Genomic DNA, 25,673 nt, shown 5'->3' with positions numbered 1-25,673 from the left:
GCCGTTGATTCGGCGGATTGTTTAGTATTTTAAACATAAAAATCACGCATCACGCAAGAAAACCGCAGATTATCGGCAATTAATTTTGATCTTGTGTAAAGTATCGATCCAGTTAGGCTTCCTGAAAATCGTGATTCAAGAGGTCAGACATGTCAGATACCGCCGCATCTTCGCCCAATAACCTCGATGCCTACTGGATGCCGTTTACGGCAAACCGCCAGTTCAAGGCGAACCCCCGGATGCTGGTCAGCGCCAAGGGCATGTATTATACGGATGCGAAGGGGCAGCCGATCCTCGACGGGACGGCCGGTCTCTGGTGCTGCAACGCCGGTCATTCCGATCCGCGCATCGTTGCGGCGGTCTCGAAACAGATCGGGGAGCTGGATTACGCGCCCTCCTTCCAGATGGGCCATCCGAAGGTGTTTGAGCTGGCGGCGCGGGTGACGGGCATGTTCCCCTCCGGCCTCGATCATATCTTCTTCACCAACTCCGGATCGGAATCGGTGGATACGGCGCTCAAGATCGCGCTCGCCTATCACCGGGCGCGGGGGGAGGGGACCCGGACCCGCCTGATCGGGCGAGAGCGGGGCTATCACGGCACCGGTTTCGGCGGCATTTCCGTCGGCGGCATCGTCAGCAACCGCAAGACCTTCGGCACCATGCTGACCGGGGTCGATCATCTGCCGCACACGCATCTGCCGCAAAAGAACAGCTTCACCCGTGGTCAGCCCGAGCATGGCGCCGAGCTTGCCGATGAGCTGGAACGTCTCGTCACCCTGCATGACGCCTCCACCATCGCCGCGGTGATTGTCGAGCCGGTCGCGGGCTCCACCGGCGTCCTCATGCCGCCGAAGGGCTATCTGGAACGCTTGCGCGCCATTTGCGACAGGCATGGCATCCTGCTGATTTTTGATGAGGTGATCACGGGCTTCGGGCGGCTCGGCTCGGCCTTCGCGACGGATTTCTTCGGCGTCAAACCCGATCTGGTGACCCTGGCCAAGGGCCTCACCAGCGGCACCATCCCCATGGGCGGCGTCGTCTGCACCAAGGAAATCTATGACGCCTTCATGACCGGTCCGGAGAATATGATCGAGCTGTTCCACGGCTACACCTATTCCGGCCATCCGGTGGCGGCGGCGGCGGGCCTGGCCACGCTCGATTGCTACAAGGAGGACAGCCTGTTCGAGCGCGCCGCTGACATCGCCCCCTATTGGGAGGAGGCGGTGCATTCCCTGAAAGGGCTGCCGCATGTGATCGATATCCGCAATCTCGGCCTGATCGGCGCGATCGAGCTGGAGCCTGCCCCCGGAAAACCGACGGCGCGCGCCTATGAGGCCCTCGTCAAATGCTTTGAAAAGGGCCTGCTGATCCGCACGACGGGCGATATCATCGCGCTGTCGCCGCCGCTGATCGTTGAAAAACAGCATATCGACGAGATGTTCGGCCTGCTCTCCGATGTGTTGAAAGACATCGCCTGATCTGATGTGCGGGAGGCCCTGACCGGCCCGCGGCCCCGGATTTTATTCCGGCGCGGACGGGCCCGGCAGGCCATCCATGCGCGGAATATCGTCCGGATCCCTGTCCCACTCCGCCCGGCTGGACAGGCAGATATGCGCCGTTGGCCGCATGTCGAGGGGGGTATCAATGCTCCCCGCGGGAACGACAAGCAAGGCGCCCTTCAGGGCCATAGTCGGCAGGGCAGAGCCGCACAGGCGGCAGAAACTTTTCTCATGGCGGGTCTCCGGAAGGCGGTAAGTCCTGATTTTGTCTTCTCCCGACAGCCAGCTAATCGTCGCGGTCGATGAAAACAGATTGGCGGCATGCGCCGATCCGGTATCCTTCCGGCATCGGGAGCAATGGCACAGAAAGAAGCTCTGAAACTCGCCGGAAATCTGGAATGTAACGGCGCCGCACAGGCAGGAGCCGGATGTGGTCTCGGTCATGATGGCCTACTCATTCGGTTGTCATGGGGGGAGGGTGATGGATATGTCATTTCGCTGAAATAATGAGCCCCACGCCTAAATAATATTGGTAATGACTTGCATAAGCATTCTCTTCAGTTTATGAATCCCAGCTCTATGAAGCATTTTGCATTTATACAAGGATAATTTATGCGCTTGAAATTTTCCGTGCCGCTTCTGGTGGCCGCACTGACGGTGAGCGCGACGGCGACGCCCGCCCTCGCCGAGGAAGTCAATCTGTATTCCTCTCGCCAGGAAAGCCTTATTCGCCCCATCCTCGATGAGTTTGAAAAAGACACGGGCATCAAGGTCAATGTCGTTTTTGCCAAGGAAGGCACGCTTGAGCGCCTGAAGGCGGAAGGCGACAACAGCCCCGCCGATGCCGTCCTGACCGTTGATATCAGCCGTCTTGCCGCCCATAAGGCCGCGGGCGTGTTGCAGCCGATTGAATCGGATGTGCTGTCGGCGAATATTCCGGCGCATTTCCGGGATCCGGCCGGGGAATGGTTTGGCCTGTCGGCGCGCAGCCGGGTGATTTTCTATGCGAAAGACCGGGTCGATCCGGCCAATCTCTCCACCTATGAGGATCTCGCCGACCCGAAATGGAAGGGCAAGATCTGCGTCCGCTCCTCCAGCAATGCCTATAACCAGTCGCTGCTGGCCTCCATCATCGTGCATGACGGGGCGGAAGCCGCCGAAAAATGGGCCAATGGCATCAAGGACAATCTCGCCCGCAAGCCGCAGGGCGGCGATCGGGATCAGCTTAAGGCCGCGGCCGCCGGGGAATGCGATATTGCCATCGCCAACACCTATTATTATGGCGGCATGCAGAATTCCAAGGACCCGGAGCAGGTTGCCGTGACGGAGAAAGTTGCCCTCTTCTGGCCGAACCAGGACGGGCGCGGCGCGCATTTTAACGTCTCCGGCGCGGGCGTCACCAAATCAGCAAAGAACAAGGACGCCGCGATCAAGCTGATCGAATATCTGTCCGAAGACAAGGCGCAGGAATTCTACGCCTCCACCAACTATGAATTCCCCGTGAAGCCGGGCGTCGAGCTCGATAAGACCGTCGCCGGATGGGGCGAATTCAAGATGGACGAAGTCGGCCTCGATAAAGTCGCCGATGCGCAGGCCGAAGCCGTCAAAATCTTCGACCGGGCCGGCTGGCGCTAAGCCAACCTCCGCGACTGAACCGAAAAGGGGCCTCCGGGCCCCTTTTTTTGTGGGGTGTTGGCGGGCGCGGGGCGGGATTTTTACGGAATGGTTGACTGGCGGCGGGTAATTTGCTATAATAGCGCGCAGAAGCACTTGCGGGGGCAAGGCTTCGATTTCATGAAATAGTCAGATGTGCCGATATGGCGGGCTTGGGTCGGAGCGGTTCAGCTCCTCTTTTCCGGCAATCATCATCGGCAGTTATTTTATCATTTCTCCGGTCATATAATCCGGAGCTTTATTTGGTATTCGCCATTTTTCCAGAACGACGGGGCAGGGGGCGGCCCGGAATTTCCGTTCCAATTCATTTTCTTCAACAACTATGTAAAGGATAAGTCAGGCGATATTTTTCACCTCTTTTGAAAGGAGAGATTGCCCGATCAATTTCAAATATTTTAGTTTATTGATATATTTTTCCTGAATATTTCTACCCTTTTCATCTTTATCATAATTTTTTTCATAAAATTATTTACATTTCATTTTGTATTTTATTCTCAAGGAATATCTATACCTCATTTCATGTAATTTTTACGATCCGCGAAACGCCTTTTGCAGGGCGGTGACGCCTTCTTTCACGCAGTCATGGGCCGCGTCGATCACGCCGCCGAGATTGACGAAGCCGTGGATCATGCCGGGGAAGTGGGTATGCGTGGCTTTGCTGCCCTCGCGGTTCATGCGCGCGGCATATTCGATGGCTTCATCCTGCAAGGGGTCGAACCCGGCGGTCTGGATAAGGGCGGGGGCGAGCCCGGCGAGGCTGTCCGCGAGCAGCGGGGAGGCGCGCCAGTCCTTGTAATCATCCGGATTTTGCAGATAGTGGCGCTGGAAATACCGCATGAGATCGCGGGTCAGGAAATAGCCTTCGGCGTATTTCTGATGCGACGGCGATGTCATTTCCATGCGGGTCGCGGGATAGATCAGCCATTGAAAAGCAGGCTGAAAACCGCCCGCGTCGCGCGCGAGAAGGGCGACAACGGCGGACAGGTTGCCGCCCGCGCTATCCCCGCCGACGGCGACTTTTTCGGGGTTGCCGTTATAGTCGGCGATGTTCTCATGGGTCCAGTTGAAGGCGGTGATGGCATCGTCCACGGCGGCGGGAAACGGGGCTTCCGGCCCCATGCGGTAATCGACGGAGACGACGATGAACGGCCCGGAATTGGCGATCAGGCGGCACAGGCTGTCATGGGTATCGCGGCTGCCGATGACCCAGCCGCCGCCGTGGTAATAGATAAGCGTCGGCAGCGGCGCCGTCATGCCGTCCGGCTGGTAAATGCGGATCGGAATAGCGCCGTGCGGCCCCGGAATGTCGAGATCGAGGCTGTTGCCGATGGGGACATCGCGGAACGTCAGTTTCGTTGCCCGGTCCTCATAATCGGCCTTGGCGGCGTCCGGCGTCAGTTGATCGAGGGGCGGCAATCCCCGCTCCTCAGCCAGATCGAGTACATATTTCGCCTGTGGATCCAATGTCATTCCCCGTCTCCCTGTTGAAGGCCCTTGTTGCCGGGCTTTTAGTTATGGCCGGACCGCGATGGCCCGGCGTGCGCGCCTGGGTAGTTTACGGGTCAATGCAGCCGCTTGGGAAGCAATTTTTCCATCAGCTCTTCCTGCGTCATGTCCGCGTCCCAGCCGTAAGTCAGGGCGATGCGGTCGAGGATGCGCTGGCGGAAATTTTCCTGATCCGCGCGCGGGTGATAATGCAGGGCCTTGCGGTGTTCCTCAAGGGTGATGCGAAAGGCGGTATAGTGATAGGGCGGCAGCGCGGCCCGCTCATACAGACGTTGCAAGCCGAGATAGCCGCGCCCGGAAGTGAGGGACACGACGCGCTTTTTGGAAATGCCCGAGGCATGGCCCAGCGCGGCGGCGAAAAAGGAGTGATTGCCCATGATCAGCAGGCGCAGCATCAGGGTGGAGGTGAGCCGCCCTTCGCGGTCAAGCGCGAGGCATTTCTTTTTCTGTTCATAATCGGTCATGCGCCGATCCAGAGTTTTGGCGAGCAGCTTTTCCCGCGCCGTCAGGATTTTATAAACGGAGGTGTTTTCGGCCACCGGATTGCGGGCGATCAGGATTTGCTTGTATTCCTCGGAAATAAAATCGAACAGCTGCGACACCACCTCGGTCGGCAGATAGGGCCGCTCGACAAGCAGCTTCTGGATCGGCTCCACATCCCCGAACCGCGCCATGAGATGCTGATAGGCCGCCTTGCCGATGATCGCCGTTTCATTGCCGAGGCATATCTTGAGGGCGGAGTAACAGCCATGCTCCGCGAGCCAGCCGGTGGACAGCAAGCCCAGATGCGGCCGGGCGGCAATCGCCATCTGTTTGCCATTCGTCGCCGTTTCAAGAACCCGGAACAAATCCTCATCCGACAGAACGGGGGACGAGGACACAATCGGTAGCGCGACCTCCTCCACATCCAGCGCCAGCTTCAGGGCAAGATCGTGCGAGAGAAATTCGCATTCCTGCACCGCTTCGGCAATGGCCTGGCGGACGGCGGCATCAATATCGTGGATGCAATGTTCAATGACGGCCCGGGTCAGTTCCAGATCGTCGTCGGTCAGGCTCTGCGCGGCAAATTCCCGCCCGGCCGTGCGGGCGGTCTGCACCCGGGTCGGGGTCGGCATGGTTGCGAACAGGGCGGCGATCCGCTCGCCTGGGCATGAAGGATGAGCCTGCATCGACATTATCAGCCAGAGAAATAAAGATAACTGTAGAGGCGAGAGGTTAACAGACGGTAAGCGAACGGCGCATTTCGGGTCAATGACGCGGAATTCAGACGATGCCGCGCATTTCCCGGAACTGACGCAGGGCGAAGGAATCGGTCATGCCGGAGACAAAATCCGTGATGCCGAGCAGCCAGGCATATTTATCGCGCGGGGTTGCCTTGCCATCAGGGAAAAGCGTCATCAGCACGGCGGAGCGCGGCGGGATGGGGCAGCCGCCTGTCGCGGCGATTTCCCAGTCCAGATTGGCCTCATAAAAGGCGTCGAGCAGGGTCGTCAGTATCTCCGCACCGCTCAGTTCCGCGCGAATACGCTCCGGATGCTGATAGATTTCGCGGCGGCAGAGGGCATGGATTTCCGCGAAAATCTTCACCCGGCGGGAATGATCGAGCAAATCCCCCTTGAAATTCCCGGCGAGAATGGCGGCCTCGTTATCGCGGAAAATGTCCGAAACCTCGCCGATCAGCCGGCCGATGCATTTCGCCCGCAGATAGGAGATTCGCTCCGTCGGGTCGTCTACCTCGTGATAGCGCTTCGGCGGGCTGCCGAGAATGCGGATCATGATGTCTTCCGTCTCGTCATAGGCGAGGCGGCCGAGCTTGTAGCCATCCTCGATATCGACGATGGAGTAGCAGATATCATCCGCCGCCTCGACCAGATAGGATAGCGGATGACGGCACCAGTAATCCTCCGTCCCGCGTTTGAGGAGGCCGAGTTCCGCGGCGATTTCGCGAAAGGCGTCGAGCTCCGATTGCATGACGCCGAATTTCTTAGCCCCGCTGTCGCCGGGCGCGGGCGCGCTGACGGATGAGACGCGGGGATATTTCATAAAGGTGCCAAGGGTGGCGTAAGTCAGGCGCAACCCCCCGGAATTGCGCCAGTTTTGCAGCTTTGTGAGGACGCGGAAACCTTGCGCATTGCCTTCGAACAGTTCGAAATCGCGCATCTGTGCGGGCGTCAGGCCCTCGGCCCGGCCTTCCGCGCCTTTGCCCTTGGCGAACCAGTGGCGGATAATCTCCTCCCCGAAATGGCCGAAGGGGGGATTGCCGATGTCATGGGCGAGGCAGGCGGCGGAGACGATATGCCCGAAATCCGCGGGGTTGTAGTCGCTGCCTTTCAGATGCCGGTCGATGATGACCTGCCCGGCATTGGCGCCAAGCGAACGGCCAACGGAGGCCACTTCCATGGAATGGGTGAGGCGGGTGCGCACATAGTCGCTCTCGGCGAGGGTGTGCACCTGCGTCTTGTCCTGCAACCGCCGGAAGGCGGAGGAAAAGACAATACGGTCCTGATCCTTGTGAAAGGGGCTGCGCGAGGCGATCACCGGATCCTTGTGATCCTGACCGAAACGGCGCGTTGAAAGTAGTCGGGTCCAATCCATCATGGGATCAGGTTACGCTAAAACTGTTTACCATACCGTGAATATTTGGTGCCGGTTGCAAATATTCAATTGCAAACAGGGGATTGGCGCGCGAATTCTATCCCCACCCCGGATAGAGTGTGATGATTTCGGCGAGCCGCGCCCGGTTTGTCTTGTCCATGGACATGATAATGCGCGACAGGCTTCCAAGCCCTTCTTCGAACAGCCGGTCGGCGGCGCCGCCATCCCACAGGGCGACCAGCACCATCAGCATCCGCCGCTGCGCATGGGAGAGTTTGAGCCCGCCGGGGTCCGCAAGATCGGCGCGGATGGCCGCCACATCGGGGATCAGATCATAGGGCGTTTCAACGGATTCCACCCGGCCCGGGCCGCCGTCGAAATAGCGCCCAAGCTGATTATAGCGGATGGTGTCCTGCAGCAATGCCAAAAAGCGTTGTTCCGTCACAATGCCCCCTTCTTCCGTCACTTTTTGGCAGGGTAGCGGAAACAGGAGGGCTTGCATATGCGGAAAAGATACCTAAAATGAAGGGGATATTTCCTCGGATGAGGAGATGTTCTCAGGGCAGGGTGAAAGTCCCTACCGGCGGTGATGAGCAGCAATGTTCCAGCCCGCGAGCGCCCGCATGACGCGGGGTCAGCAGATTCGGTGTAATTCCGAAGCCGACGGTCATAGTCCGGATGGAAGAGAACAGGAAGCGATTTGACGGGACGGCGCGCGCCGATCCCTGATGCGTTTCTATCTGCCTTGGGTTTTTGTCAACTGCAACACAAGGCGAGATAAATGAAGAATAATAACTCCCATCCTGACAATAACCCCCGCGACAGCCACAACAGCCAGACCCGTATCGCCATCATTCAGGCGAACTGGCACTCCGATATCGTGTCGGAGGCGAGCAAATCCTTTATGGAGGATCTGATGGGCTCGGGTTTCAGCAGGAGCTGTTTCGATATCCATGATGTGCCGGGGAGCCTCGAAATTCCCCTGATGGCGCAGAAGCTGGCGCAAACGGGGCGCTATGATCTGATCATGGCGACGGGTCTGATCGTCGATGGCGGCATTTACCGTCATGATTTTGTCGCGCGGACGGTGCTGGACGCCATGATGCGGGTGCAGCTCGATACCGGCGTGCCGGTTCTCTCCGTCGTGCTGACGCCGCATCACTTCCAGGAGACGGAGGCGCACCGCACTTTCTTCCGCAATCATTTTGTTATCAAGGGGCGGGAGGCGGCCAATGCCTGCCGCCAGACCCTTGATAATATGCGGAGTTTGAAAGACCTCCGCCTCGCGTCCTAATCAGACGATGCGCGACTGCTTGTCGCCCCAGTAGCGGTCTTTCAACAGCCGCTTGTAGAGCTTTCCCGTCGGATGGCGGGGAAGCTCCGGGTCGAAATCGACGGAGCGCGGGCATTTGATATGGCTGATGTTGGCGCGGCAGAAGTCGATCAGCTCCGCCTCCAGATCCTTGCCGGCGAGGGCCATGTCGATGGGCTGGATGACGGCCTTCACCTCTTCGCCGAAATCCTCATTCGGCACGCCGATGACGGCGGCGTCATAGACCTTCGGATGGGTGAGCAGCAGATCCTCGATCTCCTGCGGGTAGATATTCACCCCGCCGGAGATGATCATATAGGTCTGCCGGTCGGTGAGATAGAGGAAGCGGTCCTGATCGAGATAGCCGACATCGCCGAGCGTGCTCCAGCCCCGGTCGTTGAAGCTTTCCTTCGTGCGCGCCGGATCGTTGTGATAGGCAAATTCCCGCCCGCCCGAGAAATAGATGACGCCGATCTGGCCAAGCGGCAGCTCGTTGCCCTCTTCATCGAGAATATGCACCTGGCCGATCAGCTCCCGGCCGACCGTTCCCGGATGGGTGAGCCATTCCTCCGGCGTCACGGCGACATAGCCGTTGCCCTCGGTGCCCGCATAATATTCAAACAGGATCGGCCCCCACCAGTCCATCATCTGGCGCTTGACCTTTTCCGGGCAGGGGGCGGCGGCATGAATGGCGATCTGAAGCGAACTCACATCATATTTGAGCCGCACTTCATCGGGCAGCTTCAGCATGCGGACAAACATCGTCGGCACAAGCTGGGAATGGGTAACGCGGTATTTTTCGACCAGGCGGAGATATTCCTCCGCATCGAAATGCTCCATGATAATGCTGGTGCCGCCGAAGCGGTGCACCCGCATGTTATAGCGCAGCGGCGCCGCATGATAGAGCGGGGCGGGGGAGAGATAGATCATCTCCTCCGCCCCCTTGTAGCGGTCCGCCATGGTATTGTAGAGACTGTCTTCCGTGCCGATGGGATTGCCGATCTCCGCGGGCTTGATCCCCTTCGGCCGCCCGGTCGTGCCGGAGGAATAGAGCATGTCCGTGCCCTCGCATTCATCGGCGAGCGGTGTCTTCGGGCAGCCGCCGATGGCGTCTTCATAGGACGCATAGCCGGGGATCGTGCCGTCGATCATCAGCGCCTCTTCCACATTCGGGATCAGCTTCAGGATCTCGGCGGCCAGATCGCCCTTGTAATGCGAGGTGATGAACATCCGCGCGCCGCAGTCATTGATGATATAGGCGGCCTCCTCCGCCGTCAGGCGGGAGCTGATGGCGGTGTAATAGAGCCCGGCCCGCTGCGCCGCCCAGCAGATCTGGAAAAACTGCGGGTTATTCTCCATCATCAGGGCGATATGATCGCCGACCTTGAGGCCTTTTTTGCGGAAATACTGCGCGCCCTGGTTCGACGCCTCGTTCAGCTCCCCATAGGTGACCGTCTTGCCGCTGCCCGCCATGATGATGACGGGCTTGTCGCGCAGGGATACGGCGAAATCCCGGATATGCTTGGTCATTGCCTGTTCTTCCTTATTCTTGAGAGAGGCCCGTCATTCGCCGGATTGAGAGCAGAGAGCGCCCGCGGAAACAAGCGCGTCGATTTCCTGTTCTGTAAGGCCCGCCTCCGCCATGATTTCGCGGTTATGCTCCCCCAGCCGGGGCGCATGCAGGCGCGTGCCACCGGGAGAGGCCGAAAATCCCACGGGAATGCCCGGGAATTTCAGCTTGCCTTCCGTCGGGTGTTCCATGCTCTGCCAGAAACCGGTGGCGTTCAGATGCTCATCCTCCAGCAGGTCCGCAGGCTCGTTGATCGGCACCGCCGGGATATTGGCGGCGTCAAGATCGGCAAGCCATTCGGCGGAGGTGCGGGTCTTGATAATCTCGCCGAGGGTGGCATACACCTCGTCGATATTGGCAAGCCGCGCCTCGATATTGCAAAAGCGCGGATCCTCCATCAACTCGGGCCGACCGGCCATGTCAAAGAAGGCGCGCCACTGCTTGTCCACATAGGGCAGGACGCCGATCATGCCGTCCTTCGTCTCGTAGGGGCGGCGGTTGGGCGACATGGCGCGCGGATAGCTGACCGGCCCCATGGGCGGATCGAAATTGCCGCCATAGAGATGTTCCAGCAAATGGAAATGCACCATGGTTTCGAACATCGGCACATCCACCTCCTGCCCCTCCCCGGTGCGTTCCCGATGGAACAGCGCCATGGCGATGGCATAGACAGAGGTGAGCGCGGTTGCCTTGTCGGCCAGAACCGTCGGCATATAGGCGGGGCGGCCAAACAGGGTGGACTGGGCGGCGGCAAGGCCGCTGATCCCCTGGATCATGTCATCATAAGCGGGTTTGTTGGCATAGGGCCCCTTCTGGTTGAAGCCATAGGCCCCGCAATAGATGATATCGGGCTTGATCTTGCGCACTTCCTCATAGGAAAGACCGAGCCGGTTGACCGCCGACGGGCGCATGTTGTGCAGGAACACATCCACCGTGGACAGCAGGCGCACGAACGCGGCGTGGCCTTCCTTCGATTTAAGGTCAATGCCGAGCGCCCGCTTGTTGCGGTTGGCGTTGAGATAGACCGCCGCCATTCCGGGGGAACGGCGGGGGCCAAGATCGCGCGTGGTGTCGCCTTCCGGTCCTTCGACCTTGATCACATCGGCCCCCATGTCGCCCAGAATCTGGGCGGCATAAGGTCCAAGAAGAACGGAAGTCAGATCCGCAATACGAATACCCGTAAGCGGACCATTTTTGGCTTTGCTCATCGTTAAAATATCCTGTTGGAAAGCCGGAATCAGTAGGATTTCGGAAGGTCGAGCGCCTTTTCGGCAATGAAACAAAGGATCAGTTGCGGGCTGATCGGCGCAATCCGGCAGATCATCACTTCCCGCAGCAACCGCTCCACCGTGAATTCCTTGGCATAGCCCATGCCGCCATGGGTCATGACGGCCTGCGTGCAGGCCTTGAACCCGGCTTCGGCGCCCAGATATTTGGCCGCATTGGCATACAGCCCGGCGTCCAGCCCGGCGTCATAATTCGCCGCGCCCCGCATGGCCATCAGATAGGCCGCTTCCAGCTCCATCCAGTTTTCCGCCAGCGGATGCTGGATGCCCTGGTTCTTGCCAATAGGACGGCCGAAGACTTCCCGCTCGCGGGCGTATTTCGCGGCCCGCGCCAGGGCATTCTTGCCGATGCCGATGGCTTCCATGCCGATCAGGACCCGTTCCGGGTTGAGGCTGTGGAGCAGGTAGTAGAAGCCCTTGCCTTCCTCCCCGACGAGATCCTCATCCGGGATTTCCAGATTGTCGATGAACACTTCATTGGAATCGACCGCCTTGCGGCCCATCTTTTCGATGACGCGGATATCCATTTTGGTGCGGTCAACATTCGTGAAGAAGAGGGAGAGGCCGTCCGTCGCCTTCTTGCATTTGTCTTTGGGTGTCGTCCGCGCCAGCAGCAGGATCTTGTCCGCTTCCTGCCCGGTCGTGGTCCAGATCTTGCGGCCATTGACAACATAGCCCGACGCGGTTTTCTCGGCCCGGGTTTCGATGGCGGTGGTGTTCAGACCGGCATTGGGCTCGGTCACGCCAAAGCAGGTTTTTTCCGTCCCGTTGATGAAGGAGGGGAGCCAGCGCTGCTTCTGTTCATCCGTGCCGAAAACGACAATCGGATGCGGGCCGAAAATATTGATATGAATGGCCGAGGCCGCAGACATGCCGCCCGGGGATTTGGCCACCTCATGCATCATCAGCGCCGCTTCGGTCAGGCCGAGGCCGGCGCCGCCATACTCTTCGGGCATGGTGATGCCGAGCCAGCCATCCTTCGCCATTGCCGCATGGAAATCGAACGGGAATTCTCCCGTCCGATCCCTTTCACGCCAGTAATTGTCATCGAAACGGGCACATAGAGCGGCGACATTTTCGGTGATAGCCTGCTGCTCATCCGTCAGCGTAAAATCCATTTACTTCGTCCTTGTTTTTCTTTTTCACTATTCTCAGGAAGCCGGACAGGGTCCGTCAAACTCAGTTTAGCATTGTTTGGGGCAACCAGACAATCAAAGACGGAAAAGCAATGAACAGGGCAATGGTCAGCACGTCGGCAATGAAGAACGGACCAATGCCGCGGAAGACATCCATAAGTGGAATATCCGGTCTGACCCCGTTGACCACATAGCAGTTAAGCCCGATGGGCGGCGTGATCAGGCAAATCTCCACCATTTTAACGACAATGATGCCGAACCAGATCGGATCATAGCCGAGCGCGATGACGGCCGGGTATACCACCGGCAGCGTCAGCAGCAACATGCCGATCGCATCCATGAACATGCCGAGAATCGCATAGCCGCAGAGGATGAAAATGATGATGACGGTCGGCGGGAAGGGCAGGCCGAGGATCCAGTCGGCGAAGGCTTCCGGCAGGCCCGAAAACCCGAGGAAGCGCACGAAAACCAGCACCCCCCAGATGATCGAGAAGATCATGACGGTGAGTTTTGCCGTCTCGAACAGCGCGTCTTTCAGCTCCTTGGTGCGCATGCCATGGAAGAAGGCCAGGATCAGCACGACAAAGGCGCCGAGAGCGCCCGCCTCCGTCGGCGTCGCCCAGCCGCCGTAAATCGCGCTGAAAATGATGGCGATAACGGCAACGATCGGCAGGGTGCCGGGCAGGGAGCGCACCTTCTGTGCAAAGGTGTAGCCCTTGACCGGTGGGCCGAGTTTCGGATTGATGGTGGCCCGCAGCATGATGATCAGCGCATAGATGATGGCCGAGACAATGCCGGGGATAAATCCGGCCAGTAGGAGGGCGCCCACCGACTGTTCGACAATGATCGCGTAGATCACGAGGATGGCGCTCGGCGGGATCAGCGAGGCCAGCGTGCCCGCCGAGGCCACGACACCGGCGGCCAGCCGCTTATCATAGCCGTTCTGCAGCATCTCCGGGATGGCGACGCGGCTGAACACGGCGGCGGTCGCCGTGCTGGCGCCTGAGACCGCGGCAAAACCGGCGGCGGCGAAAACCGTGGCGACGGCAAGGCCGCCGGGCACCCAGCCGATCCATCGTTTGGCCGCCTCAAAGGCGGAGGTGGTAATCCCCGCATGAAAGGCGAGAAAACCGATCAGGATGAACATCGGCAGCACGCTCAGCGAATAGAGCGAGGATTTGGAATGCGGAATGGTGCCGACAATGCCGGTGCCCGCATCCCAGCCGATGATCGAGACAATGCCGACCATGCCGACCAGGGTGGCCGCGATATAGACGCGCACGCCCAGAAAAACCATGATGATCAGAAAGATCATGCCGACAACGCCGGCGATAAGAGGATCTGCACCCATTACTTCTTCCCCTTCTTTCCGTATGTTTCGTCAAATTTTGCGTCGCGCGCGGCTTCCTCGCCGAGGGCGTCCTCAATTTCATTGCGGGCCTGAACCGTGACATCCTCAATCACCGGCACGGCGATCACCTCGGCGTTCGGATAAAAGAACAGCCGGATAAAGCCGATGAATTGCAGCAGGAAGCGGACCCACAGAACACCGAAAGCGAGCGGAATCACCAGCTTGGCCGGCCAGATGGGCAGCGAGATATCTATCGTGGAATCGCCATATTCATAGGCGCGCATGAAATGCAGCCAGCTTGTGTCAATCAGGATGGTGATCACCACCAGCCCGACAAGCGTGGCCAGCGCCTCGAAGAAATACAGCAGCCGGCCATTGAACCGGGCCATGAACAGGTCCATGCGCACATGGCCACCCAGCCGCTGGCAATAGGCGATGCCGAAGAAGGCGAAAATGATCATGCTCTGTTCGATATAGTCGATGTAGCCCGGGATCGGGGCGTTGATGAGTTTCCGTCCGAACACCTGGGTCACGCCGATGATCATGACCATGAAAATGGTCAGGGCGGAAATTCCGTTGAGAAAATTTTCGAGCTTCGAATACACGCGGTCAACCGCCGCAAATGCCGAGCCCGAGGCATTCCCGTCAGGGAGAGTTTTTGCTGTCATAATGGTTCACTTTAGCTGGAAAAGAGGGTCTGGCGGACCAGACCCTCGGCCAAGATCAGCTGCCGCTCGCTTCTTTCGCGGTGGTCATGATCAGTTCGAACAGTTGCGTGCCGGGATGTCCCTCGGCGTTCATTTGTTCGATCCAGGCATCCCAGACAGGCTTGCCGCCAACTTCACGGAATTTGGCCAGCTCCTCTTCGGAATACTCAATGGGCTGAATGCCTTTTTCCTTCATCATCGGGAAATTCTTGGCATCGGCCGCTTCATATGCGGCATAAAGCGCCTCATAAGCCGGTTCTTTCGCCTCTTCCAGAAGCTTCTGATATTCCGGCGGCAGCGCCTTGTAAGCCGGAATATTCATGACGACCGGGCAGTTGTTGGCGCCCGGCGACAGGTTGGCCGTATACCATTTACCGATGTCCGTCAGACGATAGGCGACATGCGCATAGGTAAAGGGGAATGACGCCGCATCCACCGTGCCGCGTTCCAGCGAGGTATAGACCTCTGGTGCCGGAACAGTCGTCGGCACGGCGCCAATCTTGCGCATGGCTTCGCCAATGCCGCCCAGCGCCCGCACCCGCATGCCGTTCCAGTCTTCAATCGTCAGGGGCGGATCGCCGACCCCGGTAAATTCATACTGCGGCAGCAGGGCGCTCATCAACGGCATGGCGTCCCAGCGGGCCATGTCGGCAAGCACCGCCGGATCGTAATAATAGGCCTCATGCACCGCCGTCTGCACTTTCAGGTTCGGAAAGGGCAGGAAGGGCAGGTCGAGACCGGACATGGTCGGGTTCTTGGCAGGGTGGTAAGCCGTGCAGAGCATGGCCATCTGGAAGGCACCGAGTTTGATGCCGTCGAGATTTTCACGCGCCTTGGACAGCGCTTCACCATAATGGATTTTGATCTGGAACTTGCCGCCGGTCTTTTCGGCGACATAATCCCGGATGGTTTCAACGCTGGCGGTAAAGGCCCTCTGTTTGCCCCATGTGGAAACATTCCAGTTGACTTCGGGACCATCCACCACATCGGCGGCGGATACGTTAAAGGCCATGACTGACGCCGCGGACATTGCCACAAACGCCATGACTTTATGCCTGATCATTGTTTTTTTCCTCCCGTTAAACATATGATTCTGCAATTGGTATTTTAATATTTTTGTTCTACCAATGAGAGCCAATATTCCACATTTGCCCCCCCGAAGGCCAGCAAAAAAAAGCGCCGTCCGGCAATATCAGGATACGCGCAAAGATTGGCATGGCTATTTTCCTGTCATTTCCCCGGTTCTGACGGTAAGTTGATGTAACTCATATTATTGTTCGAGGTTATCCGCCCCTATCTGCCCGATGCATTCTTCACGCCCCTCTGTCATACTTGTCTCGCATGGTTCCGGTCTATCGGAGACGGCGCAGGATGCTGCTATTGATCACGCGGCGGAGTTGCGCCGCCGCGACCGCTATGATCATGTCGGGCTTTGTTTCCTGTCGCTGACGGACAAGGCGCCCATGCTACCGCCGGGAGCGGTGTATCTGGTGCCACTTTTCATGAGCGGCGGATATTTCGTCAAAACGCGGATCCCCGAGCTGTTCGGCCTTGAGCAGGGGCAGCGGCAGGAGGCCCAGCGACAGGTGTTTCAATGCGAGGCCCTGGGCACGGACCCGGCGCTGGCCGATGTCGTCTCCGTCATGGCGGGGGAGGCGGCGCGCGATGCAGGCTATGACCGGGCGGCGGTTCATCTGCTGCTGGTGGCGCATGGCTCCGGCAAGTCCCCCGCCTCCCGCGAGGCGGCGCGGATGCAGCAGCGGACCCTGATGGCGCGGCAGGAGTTTGCCGATGTGTCGGTGGCGTTTCTGAGCGAGCCGCCGTTCCTTGAAAGCTGGCTGCGCGAACAGCCCGATACAGGCGCGCCGCTTGTGATTGTCGGCCTGTTTTCGGCGGATGGGCCGCATGCCGCTATTGATGTGCCCGAGATTTTGCATATATGGCAGAAGGAAACCGGTGCGCCGCGGTTTATCCGTTATCTGGGAGCGGTCGGCCCGCGGCCGGAAATTGTGGATTTGATCGAAAGCAGCATTGCCCGATGCGCCGCCCGCGAGGGGTGAGATGCGGTCTTCACAACCCGCCCGTCGCAAATCACTACAGACAGCGGGCCCGTGATCTGATAAAAACCGATCAAAATGAATTGATTTTCAGGCTCCCTCCGGGGTTTGAACCGCATATATGGAAGGAATGAGGTCCTTAAAGGATGAATGATCGTAAGCCGCCAAAGGCCGTCCGGAAGAATATCTCGGCGACGGTTAAATTTTTCGATGAAGCCAAGGGATTCGGCTTTGTCTCCCCCGCAGATGGATCTCCTGACGCTTTCGTTCATATCTCGGTGTTGCATAATACCTCCTATACCGAATTGCGGGAGGGGATGCAGATCGTCTGCGATCTGGCGGACGGCGACCGCGGCCAGCAGGTTGTCGCCATCCATGAACCCGAGGAAGACGAGACCGCCGTCGTTGACGGCGAAATTGAAGTAACCGGTGTTGTCACAACCTATGTTCCTGAGCATAAATACGGCTTCGTCACGCCTGATGGCGGCGGCGAAGACGTTTTCATCCATGTGAATATGCTGGAACGGTCGGATGTTGATCCGGCAGCGGTGAAGCTGGACAGCCGGGTAAAATGTGTCGTGCGGATGGGGGTGAAGGGGCCGATTGCCGATTCACTTGAACTTCTCTAAGGCACGCGGAAGGTATTATGACAAGAACGGAAACATTGCGGGTGCAACGGTATCTGCGTGAAAAATTCGGAAACGACAATTTTCAGGTCAGGGAACGGCGCCCGTCCGATGGCACGGCCGAGGTGTTGCTTGGGGATGAGTTTATCGGTGTTGTCTATCGGGACGAGGATGAGGGGGAAGTCTCCTTCGCCTTCCACATGACCATTCTGGATATTGATCTGCCCGCTTCCTCCTGAGGCGGGGCACCCCCTCCCAAAATAACTTTAGGAAGCTGACCAGCGTGGCCGGGTTTGTGTTTTGTTAACCCCGGCCGCTTATGATATCGCCCATGTTCGGACGATATCTGCTGATCTCCCTGATTTTTCTGCTTTCCCTGAGTGAAAGCCCGACGGCGCGCGCGGGCGATGCGGCGATGATCGAGCTTGAAATTCTCGGCGATCCCGGCGTCGGCTTTGCAGGGGATTGCCGTCTCACCACCGGAAAGCTCCCCGAAAAGCGCTATCGCATCAACGGGACAGCGCCCGCCAAATACTGGCTGCCGGGGGATGCCGCGCGCTGCAGTTTTGCAAAGAATGCCGGCTCCATGGGGCGCCTGGTCGCCCGGCTGACGCGCCGCGGCGTGATTGAGGTTGAGCAGACGAGCCCCCCGCCCTTTCGCTGGCTGACCCTTTCCAGCACCGGCCCGTGGGGCGACGCGCAAGGGCTGGCGAGCGCCGCCCGCCCGCTCTGGCAATAGCGGGGAACCTCAGGCGGGCTGCGGCATGCCCGGTGGGTCCGTCGCGCAATTGCTGTGTTCAATCTGCAAGGTGACGTGATTAATGTCAAATTCGGACTGCAAAAAGGCCGTGATGGCGCGCAGGGTTTTCTCCAGATCTGCGGCCGGATCAATCTCCACATGCATGGTGACAATGGATTTTTCCGCCGTCAGGGACCAGGCGTGCATGTGATGGACGCCGCGCACCTGCGGCAGGTAGGCGACCAGCTTGTCGCGGATCAGTTCCATATCCAGATGGTCCGGCGTTCCTTCCAGAAGAATATGCCCGGAGCGGCGCACCAGCCCGAAGGCGCTTTTCAGGATAATCAGCGCCACCAGGATTGACAGCAGCGGATCGGCCGCCGTCCAGCCCGTCAGCATGATGATGACGGCCGCCGCAATGGCGGCGATGGAGCCGAGCAGGTCGCCCATGACATGCAACAGCGCCCCCTGCATATTGACATTATGCCGGTCGCCGCGATGCAGAAGATAAAACCCCGCGATATTGATCAGCAGGCCGCCGCAGGCCACCGCGAGCATCAGCCCGCCCATCACCTCGGACGGGGTGATCAGCCGCGCAATCGCCTCGACAACAATCCAGCCGGCAATGAAGAAAAGCGTGAGGCCGTTTGTAAAGGCGGCGAGGATCTGGAAGCGGTGGTATCCATAGCTCCTCCTGCTGTCCGCCGGTTTTGAGGCAAGGCGAAAAGCGAACCAGGCCAGGCCGAGGGCCGCCGTGTCCGACAGCATATGGCCGGAATCCGCCAGCAGGGCGAGGGAGCCCGCCAGCAGACCGCCCGCAATCTGCAGCAGCATATAGCCGCCCGTCAGGCACATGACGAGAAAGATGCGCCGCTCGCTGTCCGCCGTCACGGTCGGGGCATGGTCATGGCTGTGGTTGTGACTATGGCTGTGGCTGTGGTCATGCGCCTGTCCGGTCTGGCTCGTGCCATGACGCGGCGCGTCGTCATGATCCTGCGGGGAGTTGTCGGAATGAAAATCTGTCATAATATTATGATTTACTTTGAGGGCGCTAAATAAACATATAGGCGCGGTGTCGTTCATGCAACAGCGGCCGCCGTCACGGGGCGCCGGAAAGGGATCAATTCCGGTCACAGGATGACGGGGGAGGGCAGGTCCGGCGCTTCCCGGCTGCCAGCGGGGAACGGGCCGGATTTCCGGGCTTTCCCCGCTTATATATATGTGATTTCGGGGCGTTTCCGGGACTGTGTGATAATAGCCACCCTCTTCCTTCTATATTTTTCTGCGGCCGCAGAAAAATTTGTCTTCCCGCCCGGGCGAGGTATATAAAATACGTAATATTGGACGCCGACTGCCGCATTTCGGACAATTTTGCGTCGTAGTTATCGTCAAGTATTTGCACTATAGGTGTTGAAATCACGCAGAAACCCTCTATTTCTGCCCAATGATGCCAATTCCTGTTGTTTGCAGTATTGCTACGTACTAGTATTAACCGAACCTGATGCGAATCCCATCGCATCACTAACAAAAGGTTGAGGGGATGATTATGAAAAATACGATTAGGTTCGCGATTGTTGGTGCTACCTCGCTCGTACTGGCTGCCTGCGGTATGAAGCTGGAGCAGGCCGAGAAGTTGAGCCCCAGCGGTTCCGAATTCCAGCAGGCGCTTTATGCGAACTATATTGACCTTGCCAAAGCCGAGTATCAGGAAGGCGATTATATCGATTCTGATCGCTTTGCCGAGAAAGCAATGGCGGCGACACGCGGTGAGCAGGTTGATCCGTATCACCCCGACGAATGGCGCCTTCCGGCTGATCGGGAGCCTGTCCTGCTCAGCGCCCGGGAACGCCTGATGGCGGCTCTTGGTGCCGGTGCGGGCAATGAATGGCCGATGCAGGCTGCAAAAGCCCAGACAAGCTTCGATTGCTGGGTGCAGGAGCAGGAAGAAAACTTCCAGCCTGAAGATATTGCCGCCTGCCGTGACGCTTTCGTCCTTTCCATGGAAGAAATCGAAGCTGCAATGGCTCCGAAGGTCGTGGAAGAAAAAGTTGTTGTGATTGAGAAAAAGCAGGAAATGATCGCTCCGAAGTCTTTCGAAGTGAACTTTGACTTTGACTCATCCACACCGCTGCCGGGCTCCGATGCGGAAATCCGCGCGGCTTCCGACTATATGAAGACGCTGAAAAATCCGCAGATCACCATTGCCGGTTATACCGATACGGTTGGTTCCGTCGAGTATAACGACAAGCTGGGTGAGCGCCGCGCCGAAGCCGTTGCCTTCATGGGCATGGATATGGGCATGGAGCCGAATCGGATCATCATGCGCTCTTACGGTAAGAAAGACCTCAAGGTCCAGACGGCCGACGGGGTACGGAACGCTGCAAACCGCCGCGTTGTGATCACCGTCGAAGAGAAATAATCAAGATGACTGAAGAAGACGGGGTGGTGAACGCCCCGTCTTTTTTTATGCCTTTTTTTGAAGGAACCCGAAAATGAAGAAAGTAATTTTTCTCGCGATTCTTCCTGTACTGGCCCTCGGTCTGGCCGCCTGCGATCCCGAGGTGGGCAGCAAGGAATGGTGTCAGGCCATGAAGGAAAAGCCGAAAGGCGACTGGTCGGCCAATGAAGCGGCTGATTTTGCCAAAAACTGTGTCCTGACGTCGGAATGATTTTCTGAGCGTCGGGGTTAAAACCTGACAGAAAAGCCAATGCGCCGGATTGCTTCGGCGCATTTTTTTATGGCGAGGGCAGGGGCACTCTGCTAAATCCGGGAAACGGTCCCGTAGCTCATCAGGATAGAGCGCAAGATTCCTAATCTTGAGGTAACAGGTTCGAGTCCTGTCGGGATCGCCATTTTATCACGCGCGCCAAACCCCTTTTGCACGGGCATTGGCGGGCGGGCGAAAGCACGGAAGCGGACGCCCTTGGTCCGGTCCGGTTCAGTTTTTCCGTTCGTCTCCCTATCCTCCCCGGTCGCCTTTTCCCAACGGATGAGGGGTTTTCAGATATGCCCGCGAACCGGCGGCAGATCGACAAATTCGCCCGGCCGCTTTTCCGCATTGGCCTTCATGGCCTCAAAAATTTCCTCCCGCTGCAGCATGCTGGCATTCCAGATGGCGATATAGTCCAGCCCCTCCTGCACCGTATGATCGCGGGAATAGTTCATCATCCGCTTGCAGCCCATAATGGCGAGCGGCGCCTTGCTGGCGATTTCGGCCGCAATGTCCATCACCGCTTTCATCATCACATCCTGATCGGCAAACACTTTGTTGACGAGGCCGACTTCCCGCGCTTCCGCCGCGGGCATCCGCCGGCCGGTATAGGCAAGCTCGCGCGCCACGCCATCGGCAATCAGCTTTGAAATGCGGGGGAAAGTGCCGACATCGGCGGTCATGCCGATATTGGTCTCGAATATGGTGATAAAGGCATCCTCCGTCGCGTAGCGCATGTCGCAGGCCGTAATCAGATCGACCCCGCCGCCGATGCAGCCCCCCTGAATGGCGGCAATGACGGGGAGGCGGCATTCCTCAAGCGCAGTAAAGGCCTGCTGCATCTTCCGGACGGTGCCATAAAAATCCGCGCCCGCCGTTATCCGGGCGGCGCGTTTGGCGGCCGGGTCGGTGATCTCCGCCTGCTGGAAGGAGGTGACATCGAGGCCGGAGGTGAAATGCGGACCGGTTGAAGAGAGGACAATCACCCGGGCTTTCGCATTTTCGTCAATATCCCGGATGATGGCGGGAAGCTCGGACCAGAAGGCCGGGATCATGCTGTTCCGCTTCTCCGGCCGATTGAGGATAATATGGGCGATGTTATTGGCGATTTGAACGTCGAAACAGCTATGGCTCACGGCGAGGCTCCCTTTCCCGTTTGTGTCTTGTTGTGCCTTTTCCCCATTCTACGCGAGTGTGACCCGGATTCAAATGGCTTGCATGCAAGGCCATCAGTGAAACACTTTCCCAAAGCGGAAGAAACAGGCATGATATGCGGAAATATCCATCCCGTAAGGGTAGAACAATAATAATCAGGGAAGAAGAATATGGTCACCAGCTTTGAGAATGGCGCAAACCCCTTTGATATTGATCACCGGTATAAGGGACCTTTTTATACGGCGGACCATCATGCCTGGCGGGCGGCGCTGCGCGGCTTTATCGAGCAGGAAATCATGCCCTTCGTCAATGACTGGGATGAAGCCGGGGAATTCCCGCGGGAACTTTATAAAAAGGCGGGGGATATCGGCCTGCTGGGCATGGGCTTCCCGGAGGAATATGGCGGCACGCCGGTGGATGTGTTCTTCCGCATGATCTCATCGGAGGAAATGGCCCGCACCGGCGCGGGCGGGATGCATGCGAGCCTGATGGTGCATACCATCGGCCTGCCGCCGGTGCTCGCCACCGGATCGGAGGAGTTGAAGAAACGGATTGCGCCCGCGGTGCTGGCGGGGGAGAAAATCCATGCCCTTGCCATTACGGAACCGTCCGGCGGGTCGGATGTCGCCAATATCCAGACCCGCGCGGTGCGCGATGGTGATGATTATATCGTCAATGGATCGAAAATGTTCATCACCGGCGGCATGCGGGCCGATTACTATACCGTTGCCGTGCGCACCGGCGGCGCGGGGCGGGAAGGGGTTTCCCTCGTGCTGATCGAGCGGGACCGTCCGGGCTTTACGCGCACGCCGCTCAAAAAACAGGGCTGGTGGGTGTCCGATACCGCCGCGCTTTATTTCGATGATGTCCGCGTGCCCCGCAGCAATCTGATTGGGGAGGAAAACAAGGGCTTCATTGGCATCATGAGCAATTTCAACAGCGAACGGCTCGGCATGGCGGCGGGGGCGACGGCGTCGGCCCGCGTCTGCCTCGAGGATGCCATCGCCTGGGCGCGGGAGCGGAAAACATTCGGCAAACGTCTCGCCGATCATCAGGTGATCCGCCACAAATTCGCGGAAATGGCGCGCCATATCAATGTGACGCAGGCCTATCTGGAGCAATGCGCCATGCGTGTCATGGCCGGGGAAAAGCCGGTTGCCGATCTGTCGCTGCTGAAGGTGCAGGCGTCGCAGACCCTTGAGTTCTGCGCGCGGGAGGCGATGCAGGTCATGGGCGGCGCGGGCTATATCCGCGGCTGCCGTATTGAGCGGATTTACCGGGAAGTCCGGGTGATGGCAATTGGCGGCGGATCAGAAGAAATCATGCGGGATCTTGCGGCGCGGCAAATGTATATATAACTTAGATAGCTAAGAAAAAAATCAGCGGGAGGAAGAGATGAGCGTGACGCATTATGACTGGCTGGCCCATCATACGGAGCGGGTGCCGGGCAAGGAAGTGTGGGTGGACCTTCATTCCAATCGTCACTTTACCTATGCCGAGGCGAATGACAGGGCCTTGCGCCTCGCGGCATGTTTCCAGAATGACTATGGCGTCAATCGGGGGGATCGCGTTGGCGTGCTGGCCATGAATTCCACGGATATGCTGGAAATCCAGGCGGCCTGCGCCAAGATCGGCGCGATCTTTCTGCCGCTCAACTGGCGGTTGACGGTGAGCGAGCTGGACTTCATCATCCGCGATGCGGCGCCGAAACTGCTGATCCATGACAGCCAGTTTGCCGCGGAAGTGACGGAGCTGAAAAGGACGACAGGCGTGCCCCATACGCTGGAGACCAGCGGCGCAGGCGGCACGACGCCGTATGAGGCGGCGATTGCCGCCAGCCGCCCGACGCCAACCCTTGCCCGGCTGACCCATGACGATGTCTGGACCATCATGTATACCTCCGGCACGACGGGGCGGCCCAAGGGGGCGATGAATACCTATGGCATGGCCTTTTATAACGCCGTCAATCTGGGAGGCCCGGCTTATATCACGCCGTCCACCCGGACGTTGACGATCCTGCCGCTGTTTCATACGGGCGGGCTCAACTGCTACAACTCCCTCGCGCTCTATTATGGCGGGACGAGCCTTGTCATGCGCAGCTTTGATCCGGGGGAATGCCTGCGGCTGATCAATGACCCGGACATGGGGATTACGCATTTCTTCGGCGTTCCGGCGAATTACCTGTTCATGAGCCAGCATCCGGATTTTGCCACGACAGATTTCTCCCGTCTTGCCTGTTCCGGGGTGGGCGGGGCGCCGACGCCGGTGCCGCTTCTGGAAGTCTACAAGGCGCGCGGTCTCGCCCTGCAACAGGGCTACGGCATGACGGAGACAAGCCCGACCGTCACCGTGCAGGATGCAACTATGGCGCTGACCAAACCGGGCTCGGCGGGCAAGCTCGCCATGAATGCGGAGGCGCGGATTGTCGATGAAAATGGCAAGGACGTGCCGCGGGGCGAAATCGGGGAGTTATGGGTCAAGGGCCCGAATATCACGCCCGGCTACTGGAACCGGCCCGAAGCCAATGCGGAGGCCATCACGGACGGCTGGCTGCATACCGGGGACGCCTGCCGCATGGATGAGGAGGGGCATTTTTATGTCGTCGATCGTTGGAAGGATATGTATATCTCCGGCGGGGAGAATGTCTATCCGGCGGAAATCGAAAGCCTGCTGTTCAAAATGCCCGAAATTGCCGATGTCGCAATTATTGGCGTGCCGGATGACCGGTGGGATGAGGTGGGCTGCGCGGTGATCGTTCTGGCGCCGGGCAAGACGTTGACGGCGGATGAGGTCACCGGCTATTGCCGGGATAAGCTCGCCCGCTTCAAAATCCCGAAGCATGTCGTGTTCCTGAAGGAATTGCCACGCAATGCCACGGGGAAGGTTTTGAAGCGGGTACTGAAGGACGAAATCGGCGATTTGCAGCCCGCGACTTAGCCGCTTATGCCTCCCAGTTGAAGAGCAGCGGCTCCTTGCGGGTAAATCGGGCGACGGCTTCCTTGTTGTAATCCGTCGTGAAACAGATTTCCTGCGCCGCCGCCTCCATCTCAAGCAGTGATTGCGGGTCGAGATCGAGCGACTGATTGGTGATCCGCTTGGTGAGCGCGAAGGCTTTGCGGCTGGAAGGTTGCAACCGCTTGGCAAGGGTGAGGGCCGCGTCCAGCAATTCATCGGCCGGATGGATATCGAAGGCAATGCCGATTGCCTTGGCTTCTTCGGCCAGAACCGGGCGGCCCGTATACATGATATCCTTGGCGCGCTGCATGCCGATCATGCGCGGCAGGACATACATGATGGCGCAGTCGGGCACCGCGCCGATGCGGCCGAACACGGAACAGAAGCGCGCCGTCGGGCTGCACAGGACAAAATCCGCACAGAGCGCAAGGGCGAAACCGCCACCATAGGCGGCGCCATCAACGGCCGCAATGACCGGCACTTCAAGATTTCTAAGACGTCCGATCCAGTCATTGATGGCATAGATGCGTTTGCGGTAATCGGCGCCGGGCTGACCTTCCTTCGGCTGGTTTTCCAGCATCCCCTTGATATCACCGCCCGCACTGAAGCACCCGCCGCTGCCTGTCAGGATCACCGCGTCAATATCGTCACGGCGGGTAATCTCGCTGACCTTGGCGGACAGATAGTCCTGCAACTCCTGTGTGAAGGCATTCCGCCGGTCTGGCCGCGTCATGACAATCGTCGCGATACCATCCTCGACAGTCATTTCCGCAATGTTTGAATTCGACATATCT

General features: G+C 58.6%; 25 protein-coding genes, 1 tRNA gene and 1 riboswitch. Of the genes, 12 read left to right on the top strand and 14 right to left on the bottom strand.

Annotated elements, in window-relative coordinates; translation table 11 throughout:
• Positions 1-149: 149 nt before the first annotated feature.
• The gene (gene aptA, locus CMN55_RS05025; RefSeq protein WP_293948447.1) at positions 150-1,478 is read left to right on the top strand and encodes an omega-aminotransferase AptA; all 1,329 of its coding nucleotides are present in this window, start codon (positions 150-152) and stop codon (positions 1,476-1,478) included.
• A 42-nt stretch (positions 1,479-1,520) separates the two neighbouring features.
• On the opposite strand, the gene CMN55_RS05020 is transcribed toward aptA, so the two are convergent.
• Complete coding sequence (locus tag CMN55_RS05020) at positions 1,521-1,943, bottom strand: GFA family protein (RefSeq protein WP_293948446.1); 423 nt, start codon at positions 1,941-1,943, stop codon at positions 1,521-1,523.
• A 168-nt stretch (positions 1,944-2,111) separates the two neighbouring features.
• On the opposite strand from CMN55_RS05020, the gene CMN55_RS05015 reads away from it, so the two are divergent.
• Positions 2,112-3,134, top strand: coding sequence for a Fe(3+) ABC transporter substrate-binding protein (locus CMN55_RS05015; protein ID WP_293948445.1), 1,023 nt, complete (start codon positions 2,112-2,114; stop codon positions 3,132-3,134).
• A gap of 567 nt (positions 3,135-3,701) precedes the next feature.
• On the opposite strand, the gene CMN55_RS05010 is transcribed toward CMN55_RS05015, so the two are convergent.
• The 4 genes from CMN55_RS05010 to CMN55_RS04995 form a co-directional block, all read right to left on the bottom strand.
• Positions 3,702-4,643 (bottom strand): alpha/beta hydrolase, encoded by a 942-nt coding sequence (locus CMN55_RS05010; protein ID WP_293948444.1) that lies wholly within the window; start codon positions 4,641-4,643, stop codon positions 3,702-3,704.
• Between the two features lie 92 nt (positions 4,644-4,735).
• Complete coding sequence (locus CMN55_RS05005; protein ID WP_293948443.1) at positions 4,736-5,848, bottom strand: DUF2336 domain-containing protein; 1,113 nt, start codon at positions 5,846-5,848, stop codon at positions 4,736-4,738.
• Between the two features lie 94 nt (positions 5,849-5,942).
• Positions 5,943-7,277 carry a deoxyguanosinetriphosphate triphosphohydrolase gene (locus CMN55_RS05000; protein ID WP_293948442.1) on the bottom strand — a complete coding sequence of 445 codons (1,335 nt, stop codon included), beginning with the start codon at positions 7,275-7,277 and terminating at the stop codon, positions 5,943-5,945.
• Positions 7,278-7,371: 94 nt separating this feature from the next.
• A complete protein-coding gene (locus tag CMN55_RS04995; RefSeq protein ID WP_293948441.1) occupies positions 7,372-7,776 on the bottom strand; it encodes a hypothetical protein in 405 nt (134 codons plus the stop codon).
• Between the two features lie 47 nt (positions 7,777-7,823).
• Positions 7,824-7,968: riboswitch (FMN riboswitch) on the top strand.
• Positions 7,969-8,055: 87 nt separating this feature from the next.
• On the opposite strand from CMN55_RS04995, the gene CMN55_RS04990 reads away from it, so the two are divergent.
• Complete coding sequence (locus CMN55_RS04990) at positions 8,056-8,568, top strand: 6,7-dimethyl-8-ribityllumazine synthase (protein ID WP_293948440.1); 513 nt, start codon at positions 8,056-8,058, stop codon at positions 8,566-8,568.
• Here the strand turns inward: CMN55_RS04990 and CMN55_RS04985 are convergent, their stop codons facing one another.
• The 6 genes from CMN55_RS04985 to dctP all read right to left on the bottom strand — a co-directional run bounded on the left by CMN55_RS04985 (position 8,569) and on the right by dctP (position 15,699).
• A complete protein-coding gene (locus CMN55_RS04985; RefSeq protein WP_293948439.1) occupies positions 8,569-10,116 on the bottom strand; it encodes an AMP-binding protein in 1,548 nt (515 codons plus the stop codon). It abuts the gene before it with no gap.
• Between the two features lie 33 nt (positions 10,117-10,149).
• Complete coding sequence (locus tag CMN55_RS04980; protein ID WP_293948438.1) at positions 10,150-11,364, bottom strand: CaiB/BaiF CoA transferase family protein; 1,215 nt, start codon at positions 11,362-11,364, stop codon at positions 10,150-10,152.
• Positions 11,365-11,393: 29 nt separating this feature from the next.
• The gene (locus tag CMN55_RS04975) at positions 11,394-12,560 is read right to left on the bottom strand and encodes an acyl-CoA dehydrogenase family protein (RefSeq protein WP_293948437.1); all 1,167 of its coding nucleotides are present in this window, start codon (positions 12,558-12,560) and stop codon (positions 11,394-11,396) included.
• A 61-nt stretch (positions 12,561-12,621) separates the two neighbouring features.
• Positions 12,622-13,929 (bottom strand): TRAP transporter large permease, encoded by a 1,308-nt coding sequence (locus tag CMN55_RS04970; RefSeq protein ID WP_293948436.1) that lies wholly within the window; start codon positions 13,927-13,929, stop codon positions 12,622-12,624.
• A complete protein-coding gene (locus CMN55_RS04965; protein WP_293948435.1) occupies positions 13,929-14,597 on the bottom strand; it encodes a TRAP transporter small permease in 669 nt (222 codons plus the stop codon). The genes CMN55_RS04970 and CMN55_RS04965 overlap by 1 nt, the downstream gene beginning before the upstream one ends.
• A 55-nt stretch (positions 14,598-14,652) precedes the next feature.
• A complete protein-coding gene (gene dctP, locus CMN55_RS04960; RefSeq protein WP_293948434.1) occupies positions 14,653-15,699 on the bottom strand; it encodes a TRAP transporter substrate-binding protein DctP in 1,047 nt (348 codons plus the stop codon).
• A gap of 241 nt (positions 15,700-15,940) precedes the next feature.
• On the opposite strand from dctP, the gene CMN55_RS04955 reads away from it, so the two are divergent.
• The 4 genes from CMN55_RS04955 (at position 15,941) to CMN55_RS04935 (ending at position 18,058) form a co-directional block, all read left to right on the top strand.
• Positions 15,941-16,696, top strand: coding sequence for a CbiX/SirB N-terminal domain-containing protein (locus CMN55_RS04955; RefSeq protein ID WP_293948433.1), 756 nt, complete (start codon positions 15,941-15,943; stop codon positions 16,694-16,696).
• A gap of 143 nt (positions 16,697-16,839) precedes the next feature.
• Positions 16,840-17,322 (top strand): cold-shock protein, encoded by a 483-nt coding sequence (locus tag CMN55_RS17075; protein ID WP_366931972.1) that lies wholly within the window; start codon positions 16,840-16,842, stop codon positions 17,320-17,322.
• A gap of 17 nt (positions 17,323-17,339) precedes the next feature.
• Complete coding sequence (locus CMN55_RS04940) at positions 17,340-17,558, top strand: DUF3126 family protein (RefSeq protein WP_293948432.1); 219 nt, start codon at positions 17,340-17,342, stop codon at positions 17,556-17,558.
• Between the two features lie 92 nt (positions 17,559-17,650).
• Complete coding sequence (locus tag CMN55_RS04935; RefSeq protein WP_293948431.1) at positions 17,651-18,058, top strand: hypothetical protein; 408 nt, start codon at positions 17,651-17,653, stop codon at positions 18,056-18,058.
• Positions 18,059-18,067: 9 nt separating this feature from the next.
• Here the strand turns inward: CMN55_RS04935 and CMN55_RS04930 are convergent, their stop codons facing one another.
• Positions 18,068-19,084, bottom strand: a complete 1,017-nt coding sequence (locus tag CMN55_RS04930; protein ID WP_293948430.1) for a cation diffusion facilitator family transporter — start codon at positions 19,082-19,084, stop codon at positions 18,068-18,070.
• 520 nt (positions 19,085-19,604) lie between these two features.
• On the opposite strand from CMN55_RS04930, the gene CMN55_RS04925 reads away from it, so the two are divergent.
• The 3 genes from CMN55_RS04925 to CMN55_RS04915 all read left to right on the top strand — a co-directional run bounded on the left by CMN55_RS04925 (position 19,605) and on the right by CMN55_RS04915 (position 20,911).
• Positions 19,605-20,477 carry an OmpA family protein gene (locus tag CMN55_RS04925; protein ID WP_293948429.1) on the top strand — a complete coding sequence of 291 codons (873 nt, stop codon included), beginning with the start codon at positions 19,605-19,607 and terminating at the stop codon, positions 20,475-20,477.
• 73 nt (positions 20,478-20,550) lie between these two features.
• Positions 20,551-20,727: a DUF3012 domain-containing protein gene (locus CMN55_RS04920; protein WP_293948428.1), complete on the top strand. Its 177-nt coding sequence runs from the start codon at positions 20,551-20,553 to the stop codon at positions 20,725-20,727.
• Positions 20,728-20,834: 107 nt separating this feature from the next.
• Positions 20,835-20,911 (top strand) — tRNA-Arg (locus tag CMN55_RS04915).
• A 148-nt stretch (positions 20,912-21,059) separates the two neighbouring features.
• Here CMN55_RS04915 and CMN55_RS04910 read toward each other — a convergent pair.
• Entirely contained in the window at positions 21,060-21,905 is an 846-nt protein-coding gene (locus tag CMN55_RS04910) for a crotonase/enoyl-CoA hydratase family protein (protein ID WP_293948427.1), read from the bottom strand.
• A 189-nt stretch (positions 21,906-22,094) separates the two neighbouring features.
• On the opposite strand from CMN55_RS04910, the gene CMN55_RS04905 reads away from it, so the two are divergent.
• Positions 22,095-23,282, top strand: a complete 1,188-nt coding sequence (locus CMN55_RS04905; protein WP_293948426.1) for an acyl-CoA dehydrogenase family protein — start codon at positions 22,095-22,097, stop codon at positions 23,280-23,282.
• Between the two features lie 37 nt (positions 23,283-23,319).
• Complete coding sequence (locus CMN55_RS04900) at positions 23,320-24,861, top strand: acyl-CoA synthetase (RefSeq protein ID WP_293948425.1); 1,542 nt, start codon at positions 23,320-23,322, stop codon at positions 24,859-24,861.
• Positions 24,862-24,865: 4 nt separating this feature from the next.
• On the opposite strand, the gene CMN55_RS04895 is transcribed toward CMN55_RS04900, so the two are convergent.
• Positions 24,866-25,669, bottom strand: a complete 804-nt coding sequence (locus CMN55_RS04895) for an enoyl-CoA hydratase/isomerase family protein (RefSeq protein ID WP_293948424.1) — start codon at positions 25,667-25,669, stop codon at positions 24,866-24,868.
• Positions 25,670-25,673 lie beyond the last annotated feature (4 nt).

The sequence above is a fragment of the Sneathiella sp. genome, from assembly GCF_002694385.1.
Lineage (GTDB): Bacteria > Pseudomonadota > Alphaproteobacteria > Sneathiellales > Sneathiellaceae > Sneathiella.
Note: the sequence above shows the minus strand (reverse complement) of the source record. Positions and strands in the feature narration are given on the sequence as shown.

Bases quoted from the DNA above. Each gene is read 5' to 3' on its own strand.
- CMN55_RS04895 (WP_293948424.1), bottom strand. From the start codon at position 25,669: ATGTCGAATTCAAACATTGCGGAAATGACTGTCGAGGATGGTATCGCG.
- CMN55_RS05000 (WP_293948442.1), bottom strand. From the start codon at position 7,277: ATGATGGATTGGACCCGACTACTTTCAACGCGCCGTTTCGGTCAGGAT.
- CMN55_RS05020 (WP_293948446.1), bottom strand. From the start codon at position 1,943: ATGACCGAGACCACATCCGGCTCCTGCCTGTGCGGCGCCGTTACATTC.
- CMN55_RS04935 (WP_293948431.1), top strand. From the start codon at position 17,651: ATGTTCGGACGATATCTGCTGATCTCCCTGATTTTTCTGCTTTCCCTG.
- CMN55_RS04920 (WP_293948428.1), top strand. From the start codon at position 20,551: ATGAAGAAAGTAATTTTTCTCGCGATTCTTCCTGTACTGGCCCTCGGT.
- CMN55_RS17075 (WP_366931972.1), top strand. From the start codon at position 16,840: ATGAATGATCGTAAGCCGCCAAAGGCCGTCCGGAAGAATATCTCGGCG.
- CMN55_RS04985 (WP_293948439.1), bottom strand. From the start codon at position 10,116: ATGACCAAGCATATCCGGGATTTCGCCGTATCCCTGCGCGACAAGCCC.
- CMN55_RS04990 (WP_293948440.1), top strand. From the start codon at position 8,056: ATGAAGAATAATAACTCCCATCCTGACAATAACCCCCGCGACAGCCAC.
- CMN55_RS04940 (WP_293948432.1), top strand. From the start codon at position 17,340: ATGACAAGAACGGAAACATTGCGGGTGCAACGGTATCTGCGTGAAAAA.
- CMN55_RS04900 (WP_293948425.1), top strand. From the start codon at position 23,320: ATGAGCGTGACGCATTATGACTGGCTGGCCCATCATACGGAGCGGGTG.
- CMN55_RS05010 (WP_293948444.1), bottom strand. From the start codon at position 4,643: ATGACATTGGATCCACAGGCGAAATATGTACTCGATCTGGCTGAGGAG.
- aptA (WP_293948447.1), top strand. From the start codon at position 150: ATGTCAGATACCGCCGCATCTTCGCCCAATAACCTCGATGCCTACTGG.
- CMN55_RS04965 (WP_293948435.1), bottom strand. From the start codon at position 14,597: ATGACAGCAAAAACTCTCCCTGACGGGAATGCCTCGGGCTCGGCATTT.
- CMN55_RS04955 (WP_293948433.1), top strand. From the start codon at position 15,941: ATGCATTCTTCACGCCCCTCTGTCATACTTGTCTCGCATGGTTCCGGT.
- CMN55_RS04975 (WP_293948437.1), bottom strand. From the start codon at position 12,560: ATGGATTTTACGCTGACGGATGAGCAGCAGGCTATCACCGAAAATGTC.
- CMN55_RS04995 (WP_293948441.1), bottom strand. From the start codon at position 7,776: ATGCAAGCCCTCCTGTTTCCGCTACCCTGCCAAAAAGTGACGGAAGAA.
- CMN55_RS05005 (WP_293948443.1), bottom strand. From the start codon at position 5,848: ATGCAGGCTCATCCTTCATGCCCAGGCGAGCGGATCGCCGCCCTGTTC.
- CMN55_RS05015 (WP_293948445.1), top strand. From the start codon at position 2,112: ATGCGCTTGAAATTTTCCGTGCCGCTTCTGGTGGCCGCACTGACGGTG.
- CMN55_RS04925 (WP_293948429.1), top strand. From the start codon at position 19,605: ATGAAAAATACGATTAGGTTCGCGATTGTTGGTGCTACCTCGCTCGTA.
- CMN55_RS04970 (WP_293948436.1), bottom strand. From the start codon at position 13,929: ATGGGTGCAGATCCTCTTATCGCCGGCGTTGTCGGCATGATCTTTCTG.
- CMN55_RS04980 (WP_293948438.1), bottom strand. From the start codon at position 11,364: ATGAGCAAAGCCAAAAATGGTCCGCTTACGGGTATTCGTATTGCGGAT.
- dctP (WP_293948434.1), bottom strand. From the start codon at position 15,699: ATGATCAGGCATAAAGTCATGGCGTTTGTGGCAATGTCCGCGGCGTCA.
- CMN55_RS04905 (WP_293948426.1), top strand. From the start codon at position 22,095: ATGGTCACCAGCTTTGAGAATGGCGCAAACCCCTTTGATATTGATCAC.
- CMN55_RS04930 (WP_293948430.1), bottom strand. From the start codon at position 19,084: ATGACAGATTTTCATTCCGACAACTCCCCGCAGGATCATGACGACGCG.